Source organism: Streptomyces sp. NRRL B-24085 (genome assembly GCF_001282115.1).
Classification (GTDB): Bacteria; Actinomycetota; Actinomycetes; order Streptomycetales; family Streptomycetaceae; genus Streptomyces.
Window position 1 is genome coordinate 41,632 of record NZ_LJBR01000161.1, and the last position, 26,106, is coordinate 67,737.

18 protein-coding genes, 5 pseudogenes and 2 CRISPR repeat arrays are annotated in these 26,106 nt (G+C 68.4%); of the genes and pseudogenes, 14 read left to right on the forward strand and 9 right to left on the reverse strand.

Features of this window, described 5'->3' with window-relative positions:
- Positions 1 to 55: 55 nt before the first annotated feature.
- From AOJ26_RS19145 to AOJ26_RS19155, 3 genes are all read right to left on the reverse strand, one after another.
- On the reverse strand, positions 56 to 1,282 hold the full coding sequence (locus AOJ26_RS19145) for a hypothetical protein (RefSeq protein ID WP_053849530.1): 1,227 nt from the start codon (positions 1,280 to 1,282) through the stop codon (positions 56 to 58).
- Positions 1,283 to 1,890: 608 nt separating this feature from the next.
- Positions 1,891 to 2,628 (reverse strand): ABC transporter permease, encoded by a 738-nt coding sequence (locus tag AOJ26_RS19150; RefSeq protein ID WP_234358606.1) that lies wholly within the window; start codon positions 2,626 to 2,628, stop codon positions 1,891 to 1,893.
- 58 nt (positions 2,629 to 2,686) lie between these two features.
- On the reverse strand, positions 2,687 to 3,715 hold the full coding sequence (locus AOJ26_RS19155) for an ABC transporter substrate-binding protein (protein ID WP_053849548.1): 1,029 nt from the start codon (positions 3,713 to 3,715) through the stop codon (positions 2,687 to 2,689).
- A gap of 271 nt (positions 3,716 to 3,986) precedes the next feature.
- On the opposite strand from AOJ26_RS19155, the gene AOJ26_RS19160 reads away from it, so the two are divergent.
- From AOJ26_RS19160 to AOJ26_RS43510, 3 genes are all read left to right on the forward strand, one after another.
- The gene (locus AOJ26_RS19160) at positions 3,987 to 4,772 is read left to right on the forward strand and encodes an ABC transporter ATP-binding protein (RefSeq protein ID WP_053849532.1); all 786 of its coding nucleotides are present in this window, start codon (positions 3,987 to 3,989) and stop codon (positions 4,770 to 4,772) included.
- Positions 4,769 to 5,713, forward strand: coding sequence for an LLM class F420-dependent oxidoreductase (locus tag AOJ26_RS19165; protein ID WP_199828857.1), 945 nt, complete (start codon positions 4,769 to 4,771; stop codon positions 5,711 to 5,713). The genes AOJ26_RS19160 and AOJ26_RS19165 overlap by 4 nt, the downstream gene beginning before the upstream one ends.
- A 179-nt stretch (positions 5,714 to 5,892) precedes the next feature.
- The gene (locus tag AOJ26_RS43510; protein ID WP_086724093.1) at positions 5,893 to 6,081 is read left to right on the forward strand and encodes a hypothetical protein; all 189 of its coding nucleotides are present in this window, start codon (positions 5,893 to 5,895) and stop codon (positions 6,079 to 6,081) included.
- Positions 6,082 to 6,499: 418 nt separating this feature from the next.
- On the opposite strand, the gene AOJ26_RS19170 is transcribed toward AOJ26_RS43510, so the two are convergent.
- Positions 6,500 to 7,456, reverse strand: a complete 957-nt coding sequence (locus AOJ26_RS19170) for a 5'-nucleotidase (protein ID WP_234358607.1) — start codon at positions 7,454 to 7,456, stop codon at positions 6,500 to 6,502.
- A gap of 516 nt (positions 7,457 to 7,972) precedes the next feature.
- On the opposite strand from AOJ26_RS19170, the gene AOJ26_RS19175 reads away from it, so the two are divergent.
- The 7 genes and pseudogenes from AOJ26_RS19175 (at position 7,973) to AOJ26_RS44445 (ending at position 16,037) form a co-directional block, all read left to right on the forward strand.
- Positions 7,973 to 8,524: a hypothetical protein gene (locus AOJ26_RS19175; protein WP_143663534.1), complete on the forward strand. Its 552-nt coding sequence runs from the start codon at positions 7,973 to 7,975 to the stop codon at positions 8,522 to 8,524.
- 39 nt (positions 8,525 to 8,563) lie between these two features.
- A pseudogene (locus AOJ26_RS44440) lies at positions 8,564 to 8,842 on the forward strand (Ku protein); the annotation flags it as partial.
- A gap of 365 nt (positions 8,843 to 9,207) precedes the next feature.
- Positions 9,208 to 10,236 (forward strand): annotated as a pseudogene (gene cas7e / locus AOJ26_RS19180) (type I-E CRISPR-associated protein Cas7/Cse4/CasC); the annotation flags it as partial.
- Positions 10,233 to 10,971 (forward strand): annotated as a pseudogene (gene cas5e, locus AOJ26_RS19185) (type I-E CRISPR-associated protein Cas5/CasD). The pseudogenes cas7e and cas5e, both read left to right, overlap by 4 nt.
- Positions 10,971 to 11,750, forward strand: coding sequence for a type I-E CRISPR-associated protein Cas6/Cse3/CasE (gene cas6e / locus AOJ26_RS19190; protein WP_053849535.1), 780 nt, complete (start codon positions 10,971 to 10,973; stop codon positions 11,748 to 11,750). The pseudogene cas5e and the gene cas6e overlap by 1 nt, the downstream one beginning before the upstream one ends.
- Positions 11,751 to 11,838: 88 nt before the next feature.
- The gene (cas1e, locus tag AOJ26_RS19195; RefSeq protein ID WP_218780925.1) at positions 11,839 to 12,981 is read left to right on the forward strand and encodes a type I-E CRISPR-associated endonuclease Cas1e; all 1,143 of its coding nucleotides are present in this window, start codon (positions 11,839 to 11,841) and stop codon (positions 12,979 to 12,981) included.
- Positions 12,982 to 13,369: 388 nt separating this feature from the next.
- Positions 13,370 to 14,313: direct repeats of the CRISPR family, unit length 29 nt; unit sequence GTGCTCCCCGCACCCGCGGGGATGGTCCC.
- A gap of 91 nt (positions 14,314 to 14,404) precedes the next feature.
- Positions 14,405 to 15,283: a CRISPR direct-repeat array (repeat unit 29 nt; unit sequence GTGCTCCCCGCACCCGCGGGGATGGTCCC).
- Between the two features lie 316 nt (positions 15,284 to 15,599).
- Entirely contained in the window at positions 15,600 to 16,037 is a 438-nt protein-coding gene (locus AOJ26_RS44445) for a DUF6207 family protein (RefSeq protein WP_053849536.1), read from the forward strand.
- A gap of 567 nt (positions 16,038 to 16,604) precedes the next feature.
- On the opposite strand, the gene AOJ26_RS43515 is transcribed toward AOJ26_RS44445, so the two are convergent.
- The 4 genes and pseudogenes from AOJ26_RS43515 to AOJ26_RS19215 form a co-directional block, all read right to left on the reverse strand.
- Positions 16,605 to 16,757 carry a hypothetical protein gene (locus AOJ26_RS43515; protein ID WP_159044323.1) on the reverse strand — a complete coding sequence of 51 codons (153 nt, stop codon included), beginning with the start codon at positions 16,755 to 16,757 and terminating at the stop codon, positions 16,605 to 16,607.
- A 114-nt stretch (positions 16,758 to 16,871) separates the two neighbouring features.
- Positions 16,872 to 17,177 (reverse strand): annotated as a pseudogene (locus tag AOJ26_RS19205) (transcriptional regulator); the annotation flags it as partial.
- A 334-nt stretch (positions 17,178 to 17,511) separates the two neighbouring features.
- Positions 17,512 to 18,570 carry a hypothetical protein gene (locus tag AOJ26_RS19210; protein ID WP_053849550.1) on the reverse strand — a complete coding sequence of 353 codons (1,059 nt, stop codon included), beginning with the start codon at positions 18,568 to 18,570 and terminating at the stop codon, positions 17,512 to 17,514.
- Between the two features lie 2,083 nt (positions 18,571 to 20,653).
- Positions 20,654 to 20,911, reverse strand: coding sequence for a hypothetical protein (locus AOJ26_RS19215; protein WP_053849537.1), 258 nt, complete (start codon positions 20,909 to 20,911; stop codon positions 20,654 to 20,656).
- 297 nt (positions 20,912 to 21,208) lie between these two features.
- Here AOJ26_RS19215 and AOJ26_RS19220 point away from each other — a divergent pair, with 297 nt between their 5' ends.
- From AOJ26_RS19220 to AOJ26_RS19230, 3 genes and pseudogenes are all read left to right on the forward strand, one after another.
- Positions 21,209 to 21,679, forward strand: coding sequence for a hypothetical protein (locus AOJ26_RS19220; protein ID WP_234358608.1), 471 nt, complete (start codon positions 21,209 to 21,211; stop codon positions 21,677 to 21,679).
- 131 nt (positions 21,680 to 21,810) lie between these two features.
- Complete coding sequence (locus tag AOJ26_RS19225) at positions 21,811 to 22,272, forward strand: hypothetical protein (protein ID WP_053849538.1); 462 nt, start codon at positions 21,811 to 21,813, stop codon at positions 22,270 to 22,272.
- Positions 22,273 to 22,366: 94 nt separating this feature from the next.
- A pseudogene (locus tag AOJ26_RS19230) lies at positions 22,367 to 22,556 on the forward strand (IS701 family transposase); the annotation flags it as partial.
- Positions 22,557 to 22,979: 423 nt separating this feature from the next.
- On the opposite strand, the gene AOJ26_RS19235 reads toward AOJ26_RS19230, so the two are convergent.
- Positions 22,980 to 23,888: a squalene/phytoene synthase family protein gene (locus AOJ26_RS19235; protein ID WP_053849540.1), complete on the reverse strand. Its 909-nt coding sequence runs from the start codon at positions 23,886 to 23,888 to the stop codon at positions 22,980 to 22,982.
- Between the two features lie 712 nt (positions 23,889 to 24,600).
- On the opposite strand from AOJ26_RS19235, the gene AOJ26_RS19240 reads away from it, so the two are divergent.
- The gene (locus AOJ26_RS19240; RefSeq protein ID WP_053849541.1) at positions 24,601 to 26,016 is read left to right on the forward strand and encodes an integrin alpha; all 1,416 of its coding nucleotides are present in this window, start codon (positions 24,601 to 24,603) and stop codon (positions 26,014 to 26,016) included.
- The last annotated feature ends 90 nt before the right edge of the window (positions 26,017 to 26,106 follow it).

The following is a 26,106-nucleotide window of genomic DNA, read 5'->3' on the forward strand; positions in this document are numbered from 1 at the left end:
GTACCAAGGACCGTCGCCAAACGGCGCCGGGTAAATGCTGGCCACGTTGGGGCGGCTACAGGATCCGCCACTCCCCCTGGTCGATCATCGTGGCCAAGGTGGTGTCCGGTGCGCCGAGTTCCGCCAGCGCCAGCCCAATCGCCAGGGTGTGGGCCAGGAATGTCAGCGACTGCAGCTGCTCGGCGGTCGGCCGCGCACTGCCGTGCGCCAGGTTGTTGTGGGCCTTCCCCTCGATCGCCCACACGTCCTTCGGATCGGGGTGAATTCCGCCCAGCGAATCCGGGATCGGGTCGACCCGTGCATCGATCCGAGCCTTCAGCTCGGGTGGCAAGTCATCGGCCAGCTGGCGTAGGCGCTCGTGGAGGGCGTAGCTGCTGTCCATGGGGAGGTCGTCCCGCAATCGCTTCAGATCCTGCGGTTCGACGCCCTTCAACGCCTTGATGCGATCCAGCAGTTCCTTGCGCGCGGCCCTGAAAACATCCCTGGTCACGGGGCAGGTGCCGTACTTGACCGTGTGGTAGCTCTCCAGAGCCGGCAGGAGGGCGACGAACCGTGCCCTGACGGTCATTGACGCGCTCAGTGAGGAGGTGAGGTAGTCGAAGAAGATGTCGTACTGCGCCGACATGCGGCGCCATCCGCTCAGGAGATCCGCCAGCGAGGCCCCTCCGGGCCCCAGCCGCAGCAGGGGTTCCAGGCGGCCCCCATGTTGCGCGTCTGCTTCGTAGGGCTCCTGGGCGATGTCCGATGCGAAGACCTGGACTGTGCGGTGCGGGTCGTCGACGTTGGTCAACTCCACCCAGATGGACTGTTTCCCGGCCAACGCGAAGGTAGACAGTTGAGCCGCTGGCCGGACGTAGGTGTCCAGCCAGTCCTCCGCGGTCCGGGCAGCGCCTTCGACGCGCAGGACTGGGTTAAAGGAGACGCCGAATCGGTGGCCGCCGAAGAGCGGCCCGGCCTCCTGGTCGTACCCCAGTGTGATCGTGTCGTCACAGGGCATCGACCATGTCTGATCGACCTCGCCGCTCAGCGTCAGGACATATGCGGCTTCGCTGGAGCGGCCCACGGCCGGGACCTGAACTCTGGTCAGGGGGGAGACGCCGGAGAGCCTGCTCAGACCTGTGACCTGGAACTCCACCGCGTCGAACGGCAGGTCACCTTCCGGCACCTCCAGGCCGTGTAGACCAAGGCGTCCGCTGATACGCGAATGCCCCGGCAGCAGGTGCGTGACCCTGGCCCCCACCAGGACGACCTCGTGGTTGGTCCGCAGCGTTCCACGCAGCACCGAATGTTCCTCGGTGCTCCCATCGAGAATACGGCGACGGGCGGGTCCACGACGTCAGGCGGCACCGTCCAGGCCGACGGGTCCTCGAAGACCACTCCCCGAGGGGACGCCCCGGCGGCAAGCTCAAGTTCCCCCGCCTGTGTCACACCGCCGAGCTGCCAGGTGCACGGATATGCTCCCCGCACCCGCGGGGATGGTCCCGTCCCAACGTCCATGACCGTGACCGGCATCGGGTGCTCCCCGCACCCGCGGGGATGGTCCCCATTCGGGGGGCGGTCCCCCGTTCTCGGTCGGGTGCTCCCCGCACCCCCGCGGGGATGGTCCCTGCTGCTCGGTGAGCGGGGTGGTGGTCACGGGGTGCTCCCCGCACCCGCGGGGATGGTCCCGAACGCCATGCCAGTACCCGCAGTCCGTCAGAAGCCAGCTCTCGTCGAGGGTCTCGATGTCCGAGGGCTGGCGAACTCCGCGGAAGAGCTCCGACCGGACGGCACAAAGGCTCCCTTCCTTGAGGCGGCGCCCGCCACCCTCGACCGCTTCGCAGCCCAAGTCCTTGGTCTCTCCCGCAGCAGCCAAGTTCCACGCCCTGGACCGCGTCAGAGTCCCGTACGTCATTCGTGCCAGGTGGTGTCCCTGACCCAGGGCAGTGCGAACCGTTCCAACAACACCAAGGCAAAGTAGAGAAGGATGCTCATCAACCCGATCAGGATGATCGCGGCCCAGGCGGTGGCGGTGTCGCCCACTCCGCCGGCTTGAACGATCAGATAGCCCAGTCCAGCCTCACCGGCCTGGAACTCGCCGATGACCGCACCGATCGCGGCGAGCGGCATGGCCACCTTCAGCCCGACGAAGATCTGTGGCAGCGCGGCGGGAAACCGTACCTTCCGGAATGCCTGCCAGCGAGAGGCATCCAGCGAGCGCGCCAACTCGGCCAGGTCCGCCGGGGTCGAGGTCAGGCCGGTCGCGGTGGACAGCACGATCGGGAAAAAGCAGAGCAGGAAGACCATGGTCAGGACGGGTTTCTGCCCCCATCCGAGCGCCCCCACCAACAGGGGGCCGAGCGCGATCTTCGGAACCGCGTTGACGGCTACCAGCAGCGGCGTGAACATGCGTTCCAGTACGCGCGAGGCGGCCAGCGACAGTCCGATCAGAACTCCGCAGGCGCCGGACAGAACGAACCCGACCACCGTCTCCACCATGGTGTCGCCGGTGTGTTCCAGGAACCGGGCCGGGGTCGCGGTGAACGCCGAGAGGACAGCACCCGGCGGAGGCAGTACCGCCGAGTGGATCACCTCCAGCGCCGACGTGAGAAGCCACCACACGCCGAGCGCGACCAGCAGCCCGGCCACCGGCAGCAGCCCGACGCCGACGCCCGTCCCGCGACGGGGACCGACTCCTGGCACGGGCTCAGGCCTTCGGCACCAAGCCGAAGTCGATGATCTGCTCAGGGGTCATCCCCTTGGGCAGCGCGCCCGCGTCCTCCAGGATCTTGATGCCCCTCGCCACCCGCCCGGAGTCCAGCGCTCCGATCGTCCTGCCGGAACCGTCTTTCGGGGTGACGTACGCGGCCATCAACTCCAACTCGGCTGCCGCAGCGGCCGGTTTCGTGGTGTCCACGTTCCGCCTCAGGATCTCGGAGGCTTCCTTCGAGTGGGCGAGGCTGTACTCCAGGCCCCTGAGCAGCGCGGCGGTGAACCGCCGCACCATCTGCGGATCCTGCTCGGCGATCTTCTTGGACGTGATCAGCACGTTCCCGTACAGGTCGGGAAGCACGTCGCTGTACGGCAGCAGCACGGCCTTCTTCTTCGTCACCGCCTCGATGGTCGGCTTGCCCACCACGAACTGGCCGATACCGTCCACCGAGCCGCCGGCGAGGGTACCCATCAGGGTCTGCGCCTCGCCATTGACCCAGGTCACCTTGTCGGCGTCCACGCCGGCCAGCCGGGCGTACGTCGGGAAGAGGTTGCGTACGACGGAGCCGGGCGTGTCGGCGAGTCGTTTGCCTTCGAGGTCCTTCGGTGTGGCGATGCTGTTGTCCTCGGTGGTGGCGATCGCGGCCATGGTGTGCTGCTGGATGGCGGCCACCGCGACGAAGCCCTTCGACTGGCCGTTGCCCATGTGCAGCAGACCTCCCGTCAGGTCGATCGGGCCGAACTGCGCCTGGCCGCTGACGACGGCCGGGATCACACCGCCGGTGCCCTGCCCCGGCCTGATCCTCACGTCGAAGCCGGCCTCTTCGAAGAACCCCTTGTCCTTCGCGACCCAGGCGTATGCGTCCCGGCCGAAGCTGCCGAAGGAGGTCAGGTAGGTCACCTTCTTCAGCGCCTTGCCCTTGTCACCGGTGTCCGCGTCGGAATCCGAGTCGCCGCAGCCCGCCATCAGCGCCAGCGTGGTGGTCAGGGCTGCCGCGGTGACCGTACGGGCGAACCGGAGCATGCGCACAGTGTTGTCCTTTCCGGCCGCCGAACGCGCCGGCGGAGGGGCGTCGAGACGGACGAGACGGAACGGCGGCACAGAGCTGCCGAAGGCATGACACGTGGTGCAGGCAACAGCGTACGGGGGATGGGTAGTTGTGGGCCAGGTGTATGTCATCGGGGCCTGCATCGACCGGACGACAGGTACCGCCGATCGGCCTGCTGCGGGTAGCCTGAGCGGGCGACATGACCCGGCCGGCACGACGATTGCCCGTGGATGGGGAGACCGCCGGATGATCAGACTCACCGGTGTGTCCCGGAGCTTCACCAGCCGGTCCGGCTCGACCGCAGCGCTCCAGGACATCGGCCTTCACATCGCCGAGAGCCAGTTCGTGGCGGTGGTGGGCCGGTCCGGGTGCGGCAAGTCCACGCTGCTCCGGCTGATCGCCGGTCTCCTGCCGGTCACCGAGGGCGAGATCACCATCGGCGGCGAGCGGGTCACGGGAGCCCGGCGCGATGTCGCCATGCTGTTCCAGCGGCCGGCCCTGCTGCCCTGGCGGTCCGTGCTCGACAATGTCCTGCTGCCCGTGGAGATCTTCGGCTGGAAAAAGGCGAAGCACCGCGAGCGGGCATACCGGCTGCTGGAGACGGCCGGACTGAACGGCTTTGAGAAACACCGGCCGCACGAACTGTCCGGCGGTATGCAGCAGCGTGTGGCGCTGTGCCGGTCGCTCATGGGCGAGCCACGGGTGCTGCTCATGGACGAGCCGTTCTCCGCACTCGACGCACTGACCCGCGCGGACCTCGCCGTGGAGCTGCAACGCATCCACCTCGAGAACTCCTCCACCGTCGTCTTCGTCACCCACTCGATAGACGAGGCCGTGCTGCTCGCCGACCGGGTGGTGGTGCTCACCCCGCGCCCAGGCCGGATCCGCAAGATCGTCGACATCGCCATACCTCGGCCGAGGACGCTGGGCCGAACCGCGCACCTGAGCGAAGTGGCCCGGTGCAGCGCCGATCTGCATGAACTGCTGATGGAACGGGACCTGTCCGGGACGGACGAAACGGAGCAGCGATGAGCCTGCGGATCTGCGTCTTCACCGAGCCGCACCGCGGCGCCGACTACGAGGATCAGCGGCGCTTCGCACAACTCGTCGAGGCCGGCGGATTCGAAGGCTTCTTCAGGGTGGATCACTATCAGACGATGGGTGCAGATCCCGGCCTGCCCGGCCCCACCGACGCCTGGCTCACGCTCGGCGCGCTCGCCCGGGAGACCTCCAGGATCCGGCTGGGCACCCTGGTCACCTCGGCGACCTTCCGGCTGCCGGGGCCGCTTGCCGTGATGGTGGCGCAGGTGGACCGCATGAGCGCAGGGCGGGTCGAACTGGGCCTCGGTGCGGGATGGTACGAACGGGAACACACCTCGTACGGCATCCCGTTCCCGCCCGCGCCGGAGCGCTTCGATCGGCTGGAGGAGCAACTGGCGGTGATCACCGGCCTGTGGCGGACACCGGTCGGCGAGAGCTTCAGCTATCGCGGCGACCACTACCAGCTCGTCGACGCGCCCGCCCTCCCGAGGCCCGTGCAGGTGCCGGGGCCGCCCATCATCGTGGGGGGCCGCGGCGCCAAGCGCACCCCGGAGTTGGCGGCCCGGTACGCCGATGAGTTCAACATGCCTTTCAAGTCGGTGGCCGAGACCGCCCGCGCGTACCGACGGGTTGCCGAGGCGTGCGATCGGACCGGGCGGGCCGACGCCGGCCGGCCACCACTGGTGCTGTCGGCCGGTGTCGTGGCGGCCATCGGTCGTACGGACGCGGAAGTGCGACGGAGGGCCGCCCCGCTCCACGCCAAAAGCGCGTTGCCGCCGGAGGATGCGGTGGTCGGATCCCCGGCCCAACTCGTCGAACGGCTTGGTGAGTTCGCCGCGATCGGCACGACCCGTATCCATCTGCGGCTGATCGACTTCAATGACCTCGACCACCTGGAACTCATCGCCGGTGAGGTGCTCCCGCAGTTGTAGAGCGTGAAAGCCAGAGCGAGCTGGAACGGCTCGGGATGGTGTGGTCGGTGCATGCGTCCGCGTGGGAGGCCGGCCTCGCTGTGGCCAGCGACTACGCAGCCGTGCGCGGGCACTGCCCGCCGCCCACGACCGCCGTGTGGGGCGGAGACCGGTTCCCGATCGGCGTATGAGCCAAAAACATGCGCGCCGCAGCCCGCAGGAGCCGTGAGAACGCCGTGCGCCACGCGAACGGGGAAACGGGTGTCTCCAGCGTCGGGGAGCTGTCAGAGAGCCGTATGGAGGCCCTCGAAGAGATCAACCCCGGGTGGGCGCGTTACATCAAGGGAGTGCTGGCGGGCGTGGAAACCGTGACATCGGGTCTGGTGTGACGTGCGTCTCGTACCGCCGATGGGCTGACATGACGGCAGTTGCTGTTAACGGGCTTGGTCAGCGCCACGGCCTGGTCGTCGTCCCGTTCACGGCCGGCGTTGCTGGCGGCGTAGCCGCGTCGAACCGGGCGAAGGGCCAGGCCGACTGGCACAGCCCCACTCAGGAATCGACGTCGCCAGATTCCTGAATTCCGATACTGAGCTGCTCCAGAGCGAACTGGAAGCGCGGGTTGCGGAGCACTCGTGCGCCACTTTGGGCGATGCCGAGGTCTTCGAGCAGTCGAACTCGCATAACCCACAACAGCACCTCTCCGCACCAATGGCGGCGAGACGTGCTTCCACCCTTGTCTGCCCCACCGTGCGAGACCCCAGTGCGGGCGCGACTGACGACTGTGGGCCGCGGCTCCTCCTTCAGAGCTTACCCATGCGCGTCGGCGGGAGGCGGGCTGTCGCGCTGGTTCATCTCGCCGAAGGGCACGTGCACACTGGGAGTGCTGCGGGCGGTGCCGGCCAGGTGGCTGACCTGGTCATCGAAGAAGATGTGGGGCTTGAGAACCTGCATAATCGTGCTCTTGTCGATACCGCCGAGGAAGAAAGCGTCGTTGACGGTCACGCCCCAGTCTTTCAGGCTGCGCACCGCGCGTTCGTGGGCGGGTGCGTTGCGGGCGGTGACGAGAGAGACGTGGACGCGGATCTTGTAGGTGGGGTCTTTCGCGCGCTGTTCTTCTTCGCGTTGCTGGAGCCGGTTGACATTGGCCAGGAAGTCCCGCAGTGGCCCTGGATCGTGCGGAGTGGCCGCATTCATCGTTTCATGGGAGCGGAAGCCCTCAATGCCGTCGACCTGGTAGACCTGCTCTGAGGCGTCGTCGGCGAGAACTCCGTCGAAGTCGAAGGCGACCCGCAGATCGTGGTCCTCGCCCTCGTCAGCCGCTGCGGGTCCCAGGACGCGGCCGGCCGGTAGTCCGAGAGCAACGGCCTCGCGGACGTCGATCTCGTTCGCGGACAGGAACAGGGACATGTTCAGAGCGGGCATGAAGTGGTAGGGCGAGCGCCCCTGCATGAAGATGGCCCGGGTGATCGGCAGTCCGTGAGACTTGATGGACCGCATGACCCGCAGGCCGGTGTCGGGATCGTTGCGGGACAGGACGATGACCTCGACCAGGGGGTCCTCGGGTGATAGATCGTTCAGGGACAGCAGTCGGCGGATGAATGGGAAGGCGACTCCTGTGCCCAGCACGTCGTCCAGATGCTGCTCCTGGTAAGCGCGGTAGGCCTCCTCCCCCTGCTCACGGAAGACGACGTCCGCCTCCGCCAGGTCGAACAGCGCGCTGGAGGCGATGCCTATGACCAGGCGCTTCTCAAGTTCATAGGCCACCGGACCCTCCCTTTCATCAATTCGCACACATGCATCATTCATGGTAGCCCCATACAGAACGAAGGTTCGAATGCGCCAGCAGGGGTCTGCAGCTTGACGACAACTGGTACGCGACGCTGGTGCCGCTCTGCGCCCTGGGGCTGCTGCGGCGGGAGAGGTGGCGAACGCTGCTCCGCACCCCAAACCAACGCAGACACGACTCAATTCTCGACCGCCCGGAGCAGCGAATTTACGAACCCGGACCTGGTCGAAAGCATCAGCGCCTGCCGATCCTGACGCTTGCAGGAAGGTGCTGGCGGCACAGTTGAGGTGCCAGGCGGGGATTTGCCCGCGCCCTCGCGGCCTGGAGCGAGGACACCGAGGCAGCAGGAGCATGCAGCCGGAGCGGCCAGCAACTCGCCTTCTACAACACACTGACCTGATGTCGTCCGGACGAACGTCTACTGTTCCAGCAGCCAGCCCAGCTGCTCGTTTCGCAGCACGCTTGCGTAACCCCCGAACCACTGCTGCCGAACCTTGGCAGCACCAACCCACAACGCAGCAAATTATCTGTTCCCGAACAGTCGCGGCCTGATCATTCCCCCATCGGCCTTCGGCCTCTACACCGACTCAGGCAGGAGGGCAGCATTGAAATATCACCCTGACGACATCGCCCCTCTGGACACGATGGCTCATCTACAGAGGAACGAGAACCAGTTCTTTCGCTCAGGTCACTACGACGCCATCGAGCTAGCGGGCATGATCGCCACCGAAGCTCTGACCCTGGGCGCACAGAAGGTCCATATCCAGTCCTCCAGAGAGTGGCTGACCGTAGTCGTCGACAAGGACTGGCTGGAGCGTTACGGGGACGAGGCGTTCCACGCGATCACCCCCTTCCCGGAGGCCGGAGTCAACGCCATGCTGGCAGAAGTTCTAGCCCTCCCCTTCGCGGCAGGCGTGGCAACCGCCACGCCTGCCAAGGTCAAGGTACTCAAAGGGCAAGGCTCTCCTCTTACCCATCCACTCGGCCAAGGCATGGCCAGGGCAGTCGCCATCAGGCACCAACGCGGACTCCAGTCTCCCGGGTAAGTGCCACGGCAGCATGAACCGCGACTGGTTCGTGCTGCCGTGCACCCTCGTAGCGCTCGTAACACGACTCGGAAAACCGCGGTCGCCCAATCGGTGATCGGCAAAGGCTACGAGTGCGCCAAGGACCAGCTGGTGCCGCTCTCGGATACTCATCTGCGGGACCTGCCGCTGCCCACGGCAAAGGCGCTCGAGATCAAGGCCTTCGGGCCGCTAGAGTCCATCGACCCCGACCGCCTGAACCCGGGCGCCCTCCAGATCGGCGACGGCTACTGCCTCGCCCTCGACGGCCAAGTAGCGACAAAACCCTACAAAGTCCTGGTGCAAGCGCTCAGCACCCCGTGGCTACGCCGACCTCCGCTACTGTCTGGGGGCCCGAGAGGCGGGCGCCGTGACGGGAAGGCCGCTGCCGTGTCGATACGCGAGAGCTTCGCCAAGCTCTTCAAGGCCACGACCAGGACGCCCGACAGCGACCCATTCGCGGTGGAGCGCCCATGCCAGTGCTCGCCGCGGTGGCCCGGCTTGGAGAACACCGCAAACGGGCACTCGCTCCCGGCTCAGACCTCCAGCCACTACAGCGTTCTCACGAACCCGGACCTCGGTCCATTCGTGGCGCGCTGCACAGGTTGTCACGCTCGCTATCCCGACCCCTGGGTGATCCCGCAGGACGCGCCCATGCCTTTCGACTGGGCGTGCGGACGAAGAAGGTCGCCGAGCTCCTCGCCGCCCGCATCACCGGCCTCGACACCTCGATCGCCGAGGCCGACGCCCTGCGCCTGGCCGCCGCCGTCATCGAGGCGGCCACCGGAATGAAGCTGGCCGTCCCCGAGCGCAAGACGCGCGGTGCGAAGGCGAAAGCAGCGGCAGAGGAGGAACAGGCAGAGGAGACACCCAGGTCGAAGTACCTGATGTTCCTCAGCGCCCGGCAGCTCGACGGCCTGGCCGCTCTCGCCATCGACGGAGCCTCCGACATAACGGCCTACCTGAAGGACAAGGACAACAAGGCGCGCGCCAAGCAGATCGCCGACACCGGCCACTCCGTCGACATCGCCCTCTTCGGCCGCATGGTCGCCGACTCCACCGACTTCAACGTCGACGCGGCCTGCCAGGTCGCTCACGCCATCAGCATGCACCGCGTGGAGAACGAGTCCGACTACTTCACCGCCGTCGACGACGAGAACACCGAGGCCGAGAGCGGCGCGGGCATGATCGGCACCGTCGACTTCAACTCCGCCACCCTCTACCGCTACGCCTCCGTCAGCATCCACCAGCTCGCCGCCAACCTCGGCGAGGGCCTGCGCGAGGATCAGTCGGCCGCCACCCCCGTGCGGCGCGCCGTCGAGGCGTTCGTGCACGCCTTCATCGCCTCCCTGCCGACCGGGAAGATCAACACGTTTGGGCACCACACGCTGCCCGACGCCATCGTCATCACGCTGCGCACCACCCGGCCGATCAGCTTCGTGGCTGCCTTCGAGGAACCCGTAACCGCCGAGTCCGGAAGCGGGCACCTGCGTGAGGCCTCCGCCCGACTCGCCGCCTACATCCCCGAGATCGAACGCGCCTACGGCGGCGAGGAGTCCACCCGCACCTGGGTACTGCGTATCGGCTCCGCCACCGAAAAGCTGGCCGGTGCCGGCGAGGAGATGCCCAGTCTGACCGCGCTCGTCGACGCTGTCGGCAGCGCCGTCGCCGAGCGCATGGAGAAGCCAGCATGAGCGTGCTCACCCTGCGGCTCGACGGCCCCCTGCAGGCGTGGGGGGGCCTCAGCCCGGTTCGCCCGCCGTACCACCGAGTCAGCTCCGACCAAGAGCGGAGTCATCGGCTTGCTCGCCGCCGCCCGTGGCATGGACCGCAGCGACGACACCCAACTGGCCCGCCTGGCCGCGCTCCGCTTCGGGGTGCGCATCGACCAGCCCGGCGCCCGCGTACGGGACTACCAGATCGCGCGGCACCAGATCACGAAGGCGTCCATGCCCGTGTCCGAGCGTTACTACCTGGCCGACGCCGTGTTCGTGGCGGCCGTCGAGGGCGCGGACGAATTCATCGACGAACTTGACGCCGCGCTGCGGGCTCCGGTCCACCCGCCCTTCCTCGGCCGGCGCTCCTGTCCACCGGCCCGCCCGGTGCGGCTCGGAGTCCACCACGGGGCCAACCTCGCCCAGGCGTTGCGAGACGAGCCGTGGCAGGCAGCACCCTGGTACCGCAAAGGACACAGCCGACAGCCCACCATCCACCTGACCGTGCTGCGCGAGGCCGGCCCCGACGAGGACGGCGCAGATCTCCTGCGCGACCAGCCCCTCAGCTTCGCAGCCGACCACCGCCGACACGCCCTGCGCCCCGTCGCCACTGAGACGGTAGAAGTACCCCACCCAGACGCCCAGGCCGTCACAGCTGCAACGGCGCGTGTGCCCGAGCACGACCCTCTCGCCGCCCTGGAGGAGAGCAACTGATGTACTTGTCCCGCTTCCGGTTCAACACCGCACGCCCCGGGGCCCGTCGCCTTCTTTCCTCCCCGCAGTCGCTCCACGCGGCGGTGATGTCGTCGTTTCCCCACCTCCTGCCCTCCGCTAACAGCACAACTGACGGGCCGCGGGTGCTGTGGAGGCTGGACCGCAACGCGGCCGCCGAGGTCCTGGTGTACGTCGTCAGCCCCGACCAGCCCGACATGACCCACCTCGTCGAACAGGCTGGCTGGCCCGCAGCAGCCACTCCGGAAGCCCCTGGCTGGCAGAGCCGCCCCTACGCCCCGTTCCTCAACCGGCTGACCGAGGGGAGCGTGTGGGCGTTCCGTCTCACTGCCAACCCCGTCCACCAGATCCGCAGGAAGCCGGGTGAGCCGACCAAGCGGACCGCACACCTGACCACAATCCACCAGATGGACTGGCTGCTGGACGAGCGACGCCAGGAACGCGGGGGCTTCCTCATCTGCGAGAAGCCCGCGGACAAACGCCTCCTGCCCGCAGGTACCACCCACCACAACCGGCCGCACCACGGCGACCGGTACCAACTGATGGTCCGCGACCAGCGCAACCTGTCCTTCCCCAAGAGGCAATCGGGCAACGCCTCCAAGTCCCATCAGGTCACCCTAGTCACCGTCACCTACGACGGCCGACTCACCGTCACCGATCCCGACCGGCTGCGCACCACGCTCACCCAAGGGATCGGCAAGGCCAAGGCGTACGGTTGCGGGCTGATGACCCTGGTCCCTCTCCCCGCCAGGGCCGAGTGAGTCGTGACCACCGTCGGCCAACGCCCCGCGCTTACCCCAGGCACCTGACTCGCACTGGTGAGCGCCTGTCCTTCATCTACCTTGAACGGTGCCTCATCCACCGCGACGCCAACGCCATCACCGCCCAGGACGCGGACGCACGACCCATATCCCGTCCGCGACCATCGGAACTCTCCTCCTCGGTCCTGGCACTCGTATCACCCACCAGGCGATGAGCGTCCTCGGCGAGACAGGAGCGGCCGTCGCCTGGGTCGGCGAGCATGGAGTGCGCTACCACGCCGGCGGCCGCGCCCTGACCCGCTCCGCTGCTCTCGCCGAGGCCCAGGCCGCCAAGTGGGCCAATCCCCGCACCCGACTTGCCGTCGCACGGGCCATGTACGCGCTGCGCTTCCCCGACGAGGACCCCGCCGGCCTCACCCGGCAGGAGCTACTCGGCCGCGAGGGCCGCCGGGTGAAGGACTGCTACCGCGAGCACTCCGCCCGCACCGGTGTCCCCTGGCGCGGCCACCGTTACACCCCCGGGCGACTTCACCAGCGGGGACGCCGTCAACCAGGCCATCACTGCTCCGCACAGTGCATGTACGGCATCGCCCACGCCGTCGTAGCCTCCCTCGCCTGCACCCCGGCGCTGGGCTTCGTCCACTCCGGGCACACACTGTCCTTTGTCCTCGACATCGCCGATCTGTACAAAACTGAGATTGGCATCCCCCTCGCCTTCGACGTCTCTGCCGACGACGACGAGGACGTTGGCGCCCGTACCCGCCGTGCCCTGCGGGATCGGATCAACCAGACATCCCTACTGGACCGCTGCGTTGACGACATCAAGGCCCTGCTACTGCCGACCACCGCGGATCGCAGCACGGCTGCCGATCCAGACGAACCAGTCGTGCTCCCCGCACCCGCGGGGATGGCCCCCAGCGTGCTCTCGAGGGCGTCCCGTTCGGACGGTGCTCCCCGCACCCGCAGGGATGGTCCCGCGGGCAAGGCCGTGCCGGTGAGCCAGATCGCGTGCTCCCCGCACCCGCGGGGATGGTCCCTCGCCGGCGTCCCATCGGAGCAGTCCGATGCAGTGCTCCCCGCACCGCGGGGATGGTCCCCAGGCCGTACGCGTCGACACCCAAGGCCTCTAGTGCTCCCCGCACCCGCGGCTGATGGTCCCGCGCCCTGCCCGACAGGGCGCCGGCCTGCCCCGTGCTCCCCGCACCCGCGGGGATGGTCCCGTCCAGGATGATGTTCCGGAGGTAGCCGTACGGTGCGTCCCGCACCCGCGGGGATGGTCCCCCGGGCGAGCCGGAGCCCGGTCGGGTGGTCGGGTGCTCCCCGCACCCGCGCGGATGGTCCCAAGAAGAGCGGCAGACTGGCCGCTGACGAGTTGTGCTCTCCGCGCCCGCGGGGATGGTCCCGCGGCACCCCCGCCGATGACGATGCCTAATATGTGCTCCCCGCACCCGCTGGGATGGTCCGAGCAAGGAAGCGGCCCCCCGACCGTCACAGCAGTGCTCCCCGCACCCGCGGGGATGGTCCCTGGCCGGTGGCCTGGACGACGTCCCGCGTCTTGTGCTCCCCGCACCCCGCGGGGATGGTCCCTACCTGAAGACCACCACCGAAGGTGAGCGGATGTGCTCCCCGCACCCGCGGGGATGGTCCCGTGATGAGGCCGTCGGCACTGATCTCATCGCTGTGCTCCCCGCACCCGCGGGGATGGTCCCTCCTGCCACGCGGCGGCGACGCTGTCGCCGATGTGCTCCCCGCACCCGCGGGGAGGTCCCTACACGCCGTCGATGATCAGTACGGCCTCGTCGTGCTCCCCGCACCCGCGGGGATGGTCCCGTGCTGGGTGTCGAGCGGCAGATTCAGCATGGGTGCTCCCCGCATCCCCGGGGATGGTCCCGGGCCGCTGTACGTACGCGGGCGGACACATCAGTGCTCCCCGCACCAGCGGGGATGGTCCCGTAGACCGCCCCGGAGGTTTTCACCTCCGGGAATGCTCCCCGCACCCGCGGGGATGGTCCCTCGGGCTTGAGCTTCTTCGCTTCCTCCTTCAGGTGCTCCCCGCACCCGCGGGGATGGTCCCGAGTAGGTACACACGGGTTTTCGGGGCCCGCAGTGCTCCCCGCACCCGCGGGGATGGTCCCAGAGCCAGGTACTAGACCTCTTGGTCGGCCTTGTGCTCCCCGCACCCGCGGGGATGGTCCCACCCTGCGGGAGATGAGAACCCTAGTCGCGGTGTGCTCCCCGCGCCCGCGGGGATGGTCCCTTCTGCTGCGACTGGAGCCCCTTGACGATGCCGTGCTCCCCGCACCCGCAGGGATGGTCCCTGGGTGCCGTACTCGTTGATCGTGTCGAGGAAGTGCTCCCCGCACCCGCGGGAATGGTCCCTCGACGATCGAGGGCCGGGAGAACGTCCACCGGTGCTCCCCGCACCCGCGGGGATGGTCCCTCCCCGAGAGCGGCCTCCACGGCATCGTGAACGTGCTCCCCGCACCCGCGGGGATGGTCCCTGGCCGCCGCCGGCGGGGCGGGCGTTCTCGTGGTGCTCCCCGCACCCGCGGGGATGGTCCCGCGCCCGCGGAGAGCTGGATCGTCTCGACGTCGTGCTCCCCGCACCCGCGGGATGGTCCCTCCGCATCGCCGTCCGCCTCGATGATCCATCCGTGTTCCCCGCACCTGCGGGGATGGTCCCTCCGCCTGCGCCGTCTCCTCTTCGGTGAACGGGTGCTCCCCGCACCCGCGGAGATGGTCCCCGTCGGCCAGAGAGAGGGGTCAGGGCCTGCAAGTGCTTCCCGCACCCGCGGGGATGGTCCCACCTGATGTCTTTCGGTGAGCTCCGGGGGCGTGTGCTCCCCGCACCCGCGGGGATGGTCCCCCGGCCCCCGACGCGATCAGCGGCGACACCGTATGCTCCCTGCACCCGCGGGGATGGTCCCAGCGCGAGGACGCCGTCACGGCCGCCGCGCACGTGCTCCCCGCACCCGCGGAGATGGTCCCTCGCCGCAGACCTGGCAGGCGTACTCGGGGTTGTGCTCCCCGCACCCGCGGGGATGGTCCCGGGTCCGCCGCGGTACCGGTGACGGTGACGGTGTGCTCCCCGCACCCGCGGGGATGGTCCCGCGACCGCCCGCTGGAACTCGGAGCTCGACCAGTGCTCCCCGCACCCGCGGGGATGGTCCCCCACGACCGCTCAGCCTCCCCTGACACACAGTGCTCCCCGCACCCGCGGGGATGGTCCCCCACGACCGCTCAGCCTCCCCTGACACACAGTGCTCCCCGCACCCGCGGGGATGGTCCCCACTCGAAGTACGCCGTGTGCGGGAAGACTCCGTGCTCCCCGCACCCGCGGGGATGGTCCCCTGATGACGCTGGACGCCGACCTCCCGTGGATGTTCTCCCCGCACCCGCGGGGATGGTCCCAACCGTCGGGTACGTCGAGGGCACTTCGTTCAGTGCTCCCCGCGCCCGCGGGGATGGTCCCACCCACCAGGCCGGGAATGTGTTCGAGCCCGCGTGCTCCCCGCACCCGCGGGGATGGTCCCTCCTTCGCCCAGCTCGTGGCCGCGCTCCCGCCGTGTGTCGGCGACGGCTGAAAAGTGGACCAGGGGCGGCGCTTGGGTTCTAAGAGAGCATCTGATCTAGGTAGTTAGTGTTCTGGGATGGTTTTGTGACTGGCTTCGTTGGCGGTCGTTGGATGAGGCGTGAGTGCTCGTCGTTCGTACCGCCGTGACGTGTCCGACGCCCGCCGGGCCTTGATCGCACCGGTTTTCGCCGCCTGGCGAGACGGACTGACCCCCCGGAGGGTGAAGCCCGCCCGCTTGCCAGAACCTTCACGGGCTCCGGCACGTCATGCCCGGCATGAGACCGATCTATGACGCGCACGTCGAACAGCCGGGGCTGGCCGTCGTCGAGGTCGTGGCCGCCGACGACGCGACCGCCTTCGCCGTCCAAGACCTGCTCGCCAAGCACTGCGCGATCGCACCGGCCGCGCCAGCGGGACCTTGTCCTGATCCCGCAGCACGACGGTGCGCACCACCGTCTGGGTGCGTTCCACGATCTCGCGCACTGGTTCGCGCCCCTGGCCGCCGTCGCTCACGGGACGCTCTGCGCGGTCCTGGGCACTGCGCAGTTCCCAGGGATGGCGGCGGTGCACGGGACCGCAGTAGCGCGAGGGCCGGCCGCGGCCGCGGTACGCGACTGGTTCACCACACCATGGGCAAGTGCGTTCCACGATCGCCAAGGACGCTGCCCACGCCCTCCGTTCCGGGCGCAGGAGTCGAGGTCAGATATTTCTGACCCGCCACTGCACCCGTCGGTTGCTGCTGAGGTAGCAACTCTGGAGCGGGCGGTCGCTTCGCCTCGGTGGTCGTCACCGCCCGCGTGCTGCAGTGTCGGAGGGTTGAGCGCAGTCGGCGAGCAGCGCAGTGCCGTCACGGCGGGCGAAGAGTTGCAGCACCCTGGAACGCATGCTGGCGAGGATCACGCCACAGCAACCGCTGTGAAGCGGCCCCAGTGGTGCCTGGCACCGCGCGGGTGCGCTGCCGACGCAATGTGCTGGCCTGCGTAGACGCGACTCACGAACAGCGCAAGTCCCGTGCTAAGACGCACATAGTCCTTACGAACGGGTGTAGGCCGCCTGCGCAAGCAGGCGGCCTACTGCCGTCTTTGGGTGTGTGAACACCCTTCGCGTCTCCACAGGTCCCGGCGGCCGGACCCACTCCAAGTCTACTCGGGGGTTGCTGAGCATGTCGCCAGAGCACCGATTTGCGGTCGTCCTTTCGCCACTTCCGCTCCTGCGGTAACACTGTCTCGTCTCCCCGGGCGAACGAGGCGTCCATGAGCCGCACTGGGCGGATGCCCCACTTAGGCGGGAACCAGGCCGGTACCGGCAGTCACCGCCGCCAACCGCCCGGCGAGGGTCGACTTCCCGGCCCCCGCCGCACCCATCAGCAGCACGCACCGGCCGACCACCAGCTCACGGACGGCCGCGACGTCGTACGGGAGGACAAGGCTCATGCCCGTCAGCCTCGCCTGGCACCGTCGCGCTTACGTCGCACGCCACCCGTGAGCGGAACTGACAATCCTGCTCTCCGGCGAGACGCTCAGCAGTCGAGAACACCCCACACCACACAGAAGGTAGCGGGCGACGTTCTCGCGCCGCACGGTGCGGTAGGCCCGCTCGATCGCCTCCAGGTTCTTCCGCGAGGGGCTGCGGGTGCCGGCCGCCCAGGCGCGCAGGGTGCGGTCCGTAACGGTCAGCCCGGCCGCCCGGGCCGCGGCGCGGGCGTGGGGGGTGCGGGTGAGGTAGTGCAGGCGGGCCAGGAGGCCCCGCCGGGCGGTGACGGGGGTGGCGATGTAGCCGGCCAGCGCGTCCAACTGGCGGGCGACGGCCTCGTAGCCCTTGATGCCGCGGGCACCGTACTTGCCGAACTCGATGTCTTCCGCTCAGGCACCTGCTGTTCCTCCGTTCCATCCCGTGACACGGCAACCTACCGGCGTGCGCGGCGTTTGGGGCGCCTTGGCGGCTGGGCACGTCCCCACACGGGAGAGGGGAACGACACGACTACCGAAGTGGCCGGCGCCAACGCCTGGTTGAAGGAGATCGGCGCGCAGGCGCGCACGTCGAGTGCGAAGGTGTTCTCCGTGAGTGTGCCGCTGAACATCCCAGAGCACAGAGAGACCCCGGGCCGCAGATGCCCGGGGTCTCGTACCGTCTACAGGTTCAGGCCGTACGTTTCTTGAAGACGCCTCAAAGCGGTCGAGGGTGTCGTCAACCGTTGCTGCGTACCCACTGTGCGGCGTGGACAGTTTCCTGCTGGATGTCTTGCCGGGGCAGTTGAAGGCCGAGTGCGGTTTCCAGAGCGTGGAAGTACAACTCGAATTCGCCGGTCAGCTCGGGGTGATCCAGTTCGGCGCGGCGTACGGCCTGGTTGAGGAAGTCGAGCTGGCCGCCGCGGTAGTAGGGGGCGCGGCCCCGCTCGTACCAGATCAGTTCCAGGACACCCCAGTCGTCGTCGATACGGCGGCCGTCGCGCATGTAGTCGAAGGTGTAGATGGCCTTGGCGGCGGTGGCGCTCAGCCGCACGGTCTCGGTGACTCCGAGCCGGGAGAGAGCCGCGTTGTCGGCCCGGCTGCCGGGTGGTGTCTCGTGGTACATCACGAACGCCCAGTCTCCTGCCTGCCCGAAGCAGCAGCTCTCCCAGGCGATGTCCCAGGAGTCGCGGCCGGTGCCGTGCATGCTGCGCAGGTCCGACAGGCGTGTCCCGGCGGCGACCTGTTCGGGATTCGCCCCGTGGAGCAGGGCGATCTGCTCGGCGCTGATGCCCTTGCCACGGAAGAAGGCGAGGTTGGTGTAGGGGTCCTGCTCGCGCCATGTGCCGGCGATCCAGGCGAGGCGTTCCAGCGGGTCGCGTTCGCACGGCTGTGCCGTCTGCGGCCCATCCATGCCGCCGCTGCGGAATCGGCTTCCCCAAGCGGGGTTGATCCGGTCCAGCATCTGGGCTTGGCCAGTGACGAGGTTGGTGACCGGGCCGTGGCCCGGAGTGTGAGCCACGATGTACTCGGCGAGACGACGAACCGCTTCCTCGGCAACGAAGTACAGCACCTGGTCGAGGTCCTGGGCGGTGAAGATTTCCCGGTAGGGGCTGCGGTAGCCGCGCACAGTGCCGTCTTCGTCCAGGACGAGGAAGAGGCCACCGGGATCGCCTGCGCGCTGTGTGTACTGGTCGCGTGAGGTGCCGGTGGGCGGGAACATGGCGTCATCGAGCAGGTCAGAGCCTGCCACTGTCTGGCGCCAGGCCCGTTTGAGTGCGTGCTCCGTCATCTGCATGGCCGCCAGTATGCGGCGAGGCACTGACACGACCGGGCCCAGATGCCACGGCCGCTGTTCCTCGCCTTGGGCACGCCCTCACCAGCCAGCACCTGACCAGCTCTACCCCGCGGTCGCTGCACCGCCGCCGCGTAGAAATGCGAAAGATCAATCGGCCCGTCTGGCGCGCGTCCTCGGACTCGTCAGGCGGGCGGGAGCTGGGCTGCGCTGCGTCGGTGTAGCCCCAGAGCCTGTTCGTAGGAGGCGTGGAGGTCTCCCGTCGCACGGCGCAAACCGGGACCGCTGCAGCCAGCACCACCGGCAAGCCCGGTCCCCGTTGATGGCGACCGAGCGCCCGCACCATGCGCAGGGGCAGTCCGGGCCCTGTGAGGTGAATTTGCGGTGCCGGCCCAGGCAGCCCCCGCACCGCCACCGCGAGGCCGCGCTGGTCCCCAGACAGAGCAGTCCGGACACGAGTCCCGACGGTCCGGTGAATGGGGGTGGCAGCCGGTGCACAGGCCCTGATGGAAGAAGGAGCCGCTGTGGCCGCAAGCCACACACGGCGGCGGTGGGTGCGGGCCGCCAGGCAGACAGACGAAACAGACGTCGATCCGTGGGAGGGTGTACGCCGTCGGCCTCACCCCGCAGCCCGGACACAGCCGGGGACTGACCCAGCCGCGCACCAGCCATTTCAACTCCCCTGCGACAAAACGGCCTTGACGGGCCGCCTGGCTGGGTGCCCTGATCTGCCCGTCCCGGCAGGAATCGATCGACCGCACACCAGGGCCCCGTCGGCGGATGCGTCAGCAGCGGCCGCGGCGGCAGGTCCGCCTCCAAGGATGGCGGGTGCGCTGGCATGGACAGCGGAGGCATTTCAGGGCGTCACAACGGCGGCAGCTTCGGCCGCCGGACGCGGGCCCGGCCACGCTTCTCCCCCGGGCTCGGCCCACCCGGGATGCTCACCGGATCCGGTCTCGGGCGGGTCGGCGCCGGTGATCCAGCCGCCGGTCACTCGAGATCGTCGAGCCGTACCGACACCGGGGCCACGGTGGTGGACCCGACATCTTGCCCGCACTGATGGGCAGTCCGGCCCTACGCCAGCAGCCGGCGCATCTCGAGGGCTTGGAACAGGCCTCGCTCAACGGCCGGCATCCGCAACTCCCACCGCACCCTGCCTTGTCCGTCGCCGCTGCCTGCCGGGTTCTGTCGCGGGCTGTCTAGGGGGCGGGGCCGAGGAGGCGGCCGGTGAGGCGGTCGTTGGCCTGCTGCCAGGAAAGGCGACAAGGAAGAGCCCGTCCAACTTGTACTGGGTGGCAGTGATGAGCAGTACGCCCATACCGCCGGCCGCTACGCCCATGGCCGCTTCTCCCGCGAGCAACGTCCGGCTCTGGACTCGTTGTCTCATCGTCTGCACCTCTCCACCCAGCCGACGGGTGGCCCGGCCCACTTGATCGTATAGCTGAACATCCTCCTGCGTCCGTATGACTCCACGGCAATGCACTTGCCCTTGTACCCCGTGTATCCGGCGACAAGGAAGACGTACATCGAGTACGCCTAGACAGCGATCCATACCGCCCTGACGTAGAAGTTCTTCACCCATTCTCGGGCCCACCAGCCGCACGGTGAATATGGAGCTCGCTTCACCGGCCCGTAGGGGCGGGGCGCCTTGGGGAGGCCGCTCGAAAACGGCTTCCTCTTGTCCCGATCGTCGGGATCTGTTGGAGGCAGAGCAAGCACGCCATCGGGCAACTCCAGCCTGACCTGGACGTCCTTGAGGTGGATGTGCGTGTGATTGTGCAGACGCAGCGCGGTGCGGCGAGTGCCGCCACTCCCGGCAGTGATTTCGGGAGGGCTTCCCTGAGCGCCTCCAAATACTGGTCGACCTCTTCCAGATATGTTTCGCGGCTGCGTGGATGCGGGGTCGTTCCCGAAGCGAGGTTCCTTCATCATCTGCTCGACAGTCGGCGTCGTCGAAGCAGACTGCAGGCGGCCGACGAGGCGCTTCCGCCCCGCGTTGACGACGCGGTCCAGAACGCCGTCCGGGGCAACTACGTGGCTCACCGCGCCCTGTTGTATGGAAAGCGTTAGGTCGAGCGCCTGTTGCTTACGCAGTAGACGCTCGCCCAGTCAGGTAGTCCAGGCGGCCCGCGGCATCCCAGGTGCAGTCGGTCTTGCCGGTGGGGTCGCTGTAGTAGTCGACGTCCCCGCCTGGTGTGTAGGCAAGCGCAGTCTGCGCGTCGCTCTGCAGGGTGCGGACCTTCTCCAGGTTCAGCTTGTCGTAGTCCCACCGGGTGGTTCCAGAGGCGTCCGTGCGGGTCATGACGTTGCCGTCGCCGTCATAGGAGTAGGAACCGGTTCCCACCCCTACGACGCGAAACGACTCGTGACCGACATGTGAGCCGAAGCCCGGAGGCAGTCACCAGGCGAGCCGGAAGAACCGGTGTACAGGACCGGTCGAAGCGCCCTGGTTGTCACCAGCGAAGCACGCGGCTTGTCACCCATGCTCACTCGGCAGCCCCTGTGTCACCAGGAGACAGCATCTGGCTCCCCGACGGCGCTTCCTGCGGCGCCACTTCACCACAACCGCGTCCTGCTCCTGTGCGTCCTACCACTGAGCGCCGGCAGGAGTCGGCTACCCCGGGGGATCAGGACACAAGTCATGCAGAAGTACGCGATCGTCCAGCACATCACACGGTTCTTTTGGCCTTGGCATGGTGCAAGGCGTCAGCCGCCCACGTCCGTCCGGCGACTGGTGTGGCTCTGGCTGTTCGCGCTCGCCTTCGGGGCCGGGTTCACCGCGCTCGGCTGGGATGATTTCGACGGCAGCTTCCTCATGGCGATGCTGCTCCTCTTCCACGTCGTCGACGACATCAGCGACGGGGTACGGCACCGCTGGCCGGCCGCACTGGCCGCGGTAGCAGCCCTGTGGGGCGCCACCCGGCTCACCAGCGCCGTCCTGCCCGGCTCCCTCGACAATGCCTGGGCACAGAGCGTCGCCGCCGCCGTCGGTTTCACGCTCGGGCTGGCAGTGAGCGCCGCGATCACACGACTTCCGGAGCGCCGACCACGTCGGCCCGTCGATGGGCACGACTCCGGATTCGGCGGACAAGACTCTCGGAAAAGGACATAGCCGCCGACCTCAGTGACAACAAACCCGCCAACCCGCCTTCGGAACACCCACCGCGCTTCGACTCACTTCCAATACTCCAGCCGTAGATCGTGATCATGGATACGGAGGCTGCTCGCCGATAGCCTGCCTGAGTGGGCGAGATCTGGGGCGAAAAGCAGTTGATCGCGGACGGCTTCGAGCGTGTGTACGTCGAGTCGGAGTGGTACGGCGAACCGTTGGCCGACCTTGCTGACATCGGCGGGAAGCCTCACTACTTCAAGATGTACGGCTACGACCATAGCCATGAAACCGATGAGTACCAGGTCTGGCCCGCAAGCGAGGCGGTGGCGGAGCTGGAGCGCGAGCAGTGGGCGATCTATGCCAGGTGGTATGAGCGCCAGCAGGCGGGCAAGGTCGGGCAGGAGAGCCATCCGGGCCACGGCGGAGTCGACGCGCGCTATGACGAGCTGGAGTTGCTGTTGGCGCCACACCGCGTGGCGCCGGACGGCGCCCGTCGGCTCGTATGTGAGCTGCGGTTCGTTGCCGGTGTCGACGTTCGCTACCGAGTCGAGGGGCCCGACTACTGGCTTCGGTGGCGTCCGAGACCGCCGTAGATCATCGGGTGTTGTGTGGACAACCAATGATCACGCGGCGGCCTCGGACGCCGGCGTAGTGCCCGCCCACTGGCAGGAGACATTCGAAGGACTGATGAGCCGGATCGCCGGCCGGTTCTCACGAGTTGAACCCCGTCGCGCCGGGTGCGGCGGTTGGTCTCCTGGCTGCTGTCGGACCTGCCGAGAAGACCTGCTGGCCCCTGGCCGAGCACGCGGGCGATGCCACTCCGGACGGCATGCAACACCTGCTCCACCGGCCGAAATGGGACGCCGACGCGATTCGTAGGGCCGTCGACAACGCCACGGGCGGGACAACCGACGTGACCGTGGCCGAGGACATCGCCTTCTGGGAGTAGGCAATCGTCGAACTCCTGCGGCACAGCGGCATCAGGGTGGAAAAGTTGACCGAGCCGAGCCGCCTCGGTATCCGCCAATCCCAGCGGCCGAACGACAAGGTCATAGCCCTGCTGGTGCTCGCCCCCTCCAAGAGCAACCGCGAAGCGTTGCTCCCGATGGCCGCCGAACTCTTCTTCTCGCTCTTGGCATATGAGAGCCGCCCGAGCCCAGCAGAACCGCTCGATATTTCGCCCTCGCTGATCCCGCATTCCACGTCGCAGTCGGCGGCGCGACCCGCTGATCTTCTGCCTACGTCAGGGGTTACAAGCCAGGAGGTGGCGAATAGTTCCTGGGGGCCGACGCCGTTCCGTTCAGCGTTGCTTGCCAGCACGTCGGCGAGCGCCCAGCATCACTCGTAACGAGCCCACAACAGACGGTGATACCGACCGGTGCAGCAGTTGGGGCCCACTCGCGAGCGCCGCGTCCGCGGTGAGCAACTCGATGTTGACGACTGCTTCCATCAACCCTCCAGTGGGGTTCGCAGTGAGGGCGGGCAGTGCCCTGGCGGCGAGCAGCGAGGCACGGGCTGTTTCGACCTGGTGCTTCACCAGGTCCCGTACGCCCGGCGATTGACGTCTGTCTGTCAGGTCCTCGACCGTTACGGAGAAGCGTTGCAGCGTCTGCGTCGGGATGCCCAGACGACCTTCTGCCAAGTCCTCGGCGAGGTCGTTGACGAAGTCCAGCCGTTGGCTGCCGTCGATGAATATCCGGCACCCGGCGCGGAATTCCCCGGCGTCGGTGTCTGGGCCCAGCAGGGAGGCGACCAGCATGAAGGCGGGCAGCGAGTAGGCGTCTACGTAGGCCTGATAGTCGGCCTCGGTGGCGAAGCCGGCGAACTCCAACTCGGCGGGGGCGGTGGACAGGTACTCTTCCACGACCTGCCTGAGCCGCGGATGGGCCGCTGTGGTGTGCAGCAAAGTGCGGATCAGCGGATCGTCGCTCATCCCGCTGTCCAGCGCTTTGCGCACGTCCTGCTCCCACGACGCCCACGCCGCGACTCGCTGGGCCTTGGGGCCGGTGTCCAGCAGGTTGTCCCCGTGATGCATCACCGCCGTCGCCGCCACCACATGGGGCAGCACGTCCCTCGGCAACAGCAGGCGAGCCGCAAGGTACGAGGTACGTCTGAAACGCGCAACGGATTCGCGCTGGGCGCCGTAATCTCGCCGAAGGTCTGGTTCTCGAATCCCCGCAGCGTCCAAGCTCCAATTCCATGCACTCATGAGCCGATCGTAGGCAGGGACCAGCCTGCCGGTCAGTCGGCCCAGCCAAGATCGCGCACCTCAATCGTGCCAGCGCATGGCATGAACTGGCCTCCAGCAACGGCGTCCGCACTCCTCCTGACTCTCACCCCCCTCCGCCCGCAGCACCCCCGGCATGCAGTCCGCGGGGGCTGCAGGGCTCCTCCGGCTCGGACTGGGCCAGAGCGGCCCGACGCGCACCTGGCAACGGGTGGCGCAGCAAGACCGTCTCCCAACCCGGCGACAGCAACCGCTGGGTGAAGCTGGGCATCTTCCGCACCAAGGGCACCGTGCCCGAGGTCAGGCTCGTCACCCTTACCGCCGACGACGCGGGTTGCTGTTCGGGGGCGGGGGCAGGTCGGGCCCCGGAATGCCGTTCAGCGCTCGGCCTCGACGCGATGCCGGGAGAAGCCCCAGCACCTGGGCGACCGCCGTCCCCAGATTGTCGTAGCGGACCTTCCCGGTCGACGGCCCGCCCAACCCATGAGACCGGCGCACGCACTGCACACCCCACCGGGCGGTTGCGTGGTCCGCGTGGCCGGTACGGAGCTTCTGTGCCGGGCCGGAAAAACATCGCCCACCCGCACAACCTTTTGATCATCCAAGGAGTCTTGCGAGCACTGTCCATGACAGCGCCATGTCACGTTCCGCTGCACGCTCCCTGGAGTAGCCCGTGCGTAAACGCGCTCTGCTGATGTCTGCGACCCTGCTGGCCTCCGGCCTCACCCCCCTGGCCGTGGCGAGCGCCGAGGCTGCTGTCGGCACACCGGGCGACGTGAACAAGGACGGGTACCGCGACGTCGTCGTCTCCGCCCCGAACGCCACCGTGGCAGGGCACGCGAAGGCCGGTGCCGTGCTGGTGCTCTACGGCACCGCGCACGGCATCGATCCCTCCCGGCGCACCGTCCTCACGCAGAACTCCACCGGCATCCCGGGCGCGGCCGAGGCCGGTGACCTCTTCGGCGCGGCCGTCGTCGTGTCCGACCTCAACCGGGACGGTTACAGCGACCTCGTCGTCGGTTCACCCGGCGAGGACGTCGCGGGCGACGACGGCGGAGGTTCGGTCACCGTCGTGTACGGCACGTCCTCGGGCCTGACGAAGGGGAAGCCGGTCCAAGATCCCTGGCCGTCGTCCCACGACGCGTACGGGCGGACGCTGGCCGTGGGCACCTACAACGGCCTCAACCCGGTCAACGACGGCAAGCTGTCGATCGCCGTGGGTGCCAACGACGCCGAAGTCGCCTTCGTACCGGCCGACCTGACGGCGCAGTCCGGGACTTCGGGCAACGGCTTCGCGTTCAACCCCGCGTACGGCATCGTCGCGTTGACGGCGATCAACCTGCCGAGCACCGACGACGACCGCCTGATCGTCCACGGCCGGGGCGTCGGGGACGGCGGCTGGGGTTACGACGGGGCCGGCGACGACCCCGGCACCCGCTTCGCGGACCCGGCCGGCTTCGAGGGCGGCGACCTGCCCGCGGGCACCACGTCCGCGGTGGGCGACCTGGACGGCAACGGCTCCCCCGACCTCGTCATCGGCAACCCCGAGGACCCCTCGCAGAGCCCGGACGCCTCCCTCGGCGGCGAGGTCACCGTCTACTACGACGCCGGCTCCTCGGGCTCGCCCAGCCGCATCCAGACCATCACACAGGACACGGCGGGCGTACCCGGTGCCGGTGAGGCGAAGGACCGCTTCGGTGCCTCCGTCGCGATCGGCGACACCGACAAGGACGGTCGCGCCGACCTCGTGATCGGAACCCCGGGCGAGAACGACGGGAGCGGCGCGGTCACCGTCGTACGCGGCACGACCGGACTGCTGGACGTCGCCCACGCCCGCGTGTGGACGCAGAACACCGCGGGTGTGGCGGGCAGTTCGGAGACCGGCGACGCCTTCGGGTCGGCCGTGCGGATCGTCGACACGAACAAGGACGGCTACGGCGACCTCGTCGTCGCCGCCTCCGGTGAGAACGGCGGCGCGGGAGCGCTGTGGTCGCTGCGCGGCTCGGCCGCGTCGGTCACCGCGGCCGCCTCCGTCAACCTCGGCACCGGCGGCGCGGGCCTCGGCTCCGCAGGCGCCGCCCGCCTCGGAAGCGTGGTGACCGGCCCGTGACCCGCCTCCGCCCCGCCCCGCACGCCCCCGGACTTGGAGCCGTCATGCCGCACCCCCCGCAGGTCCGCGCCTCCCGCGGATTCTCCTCAC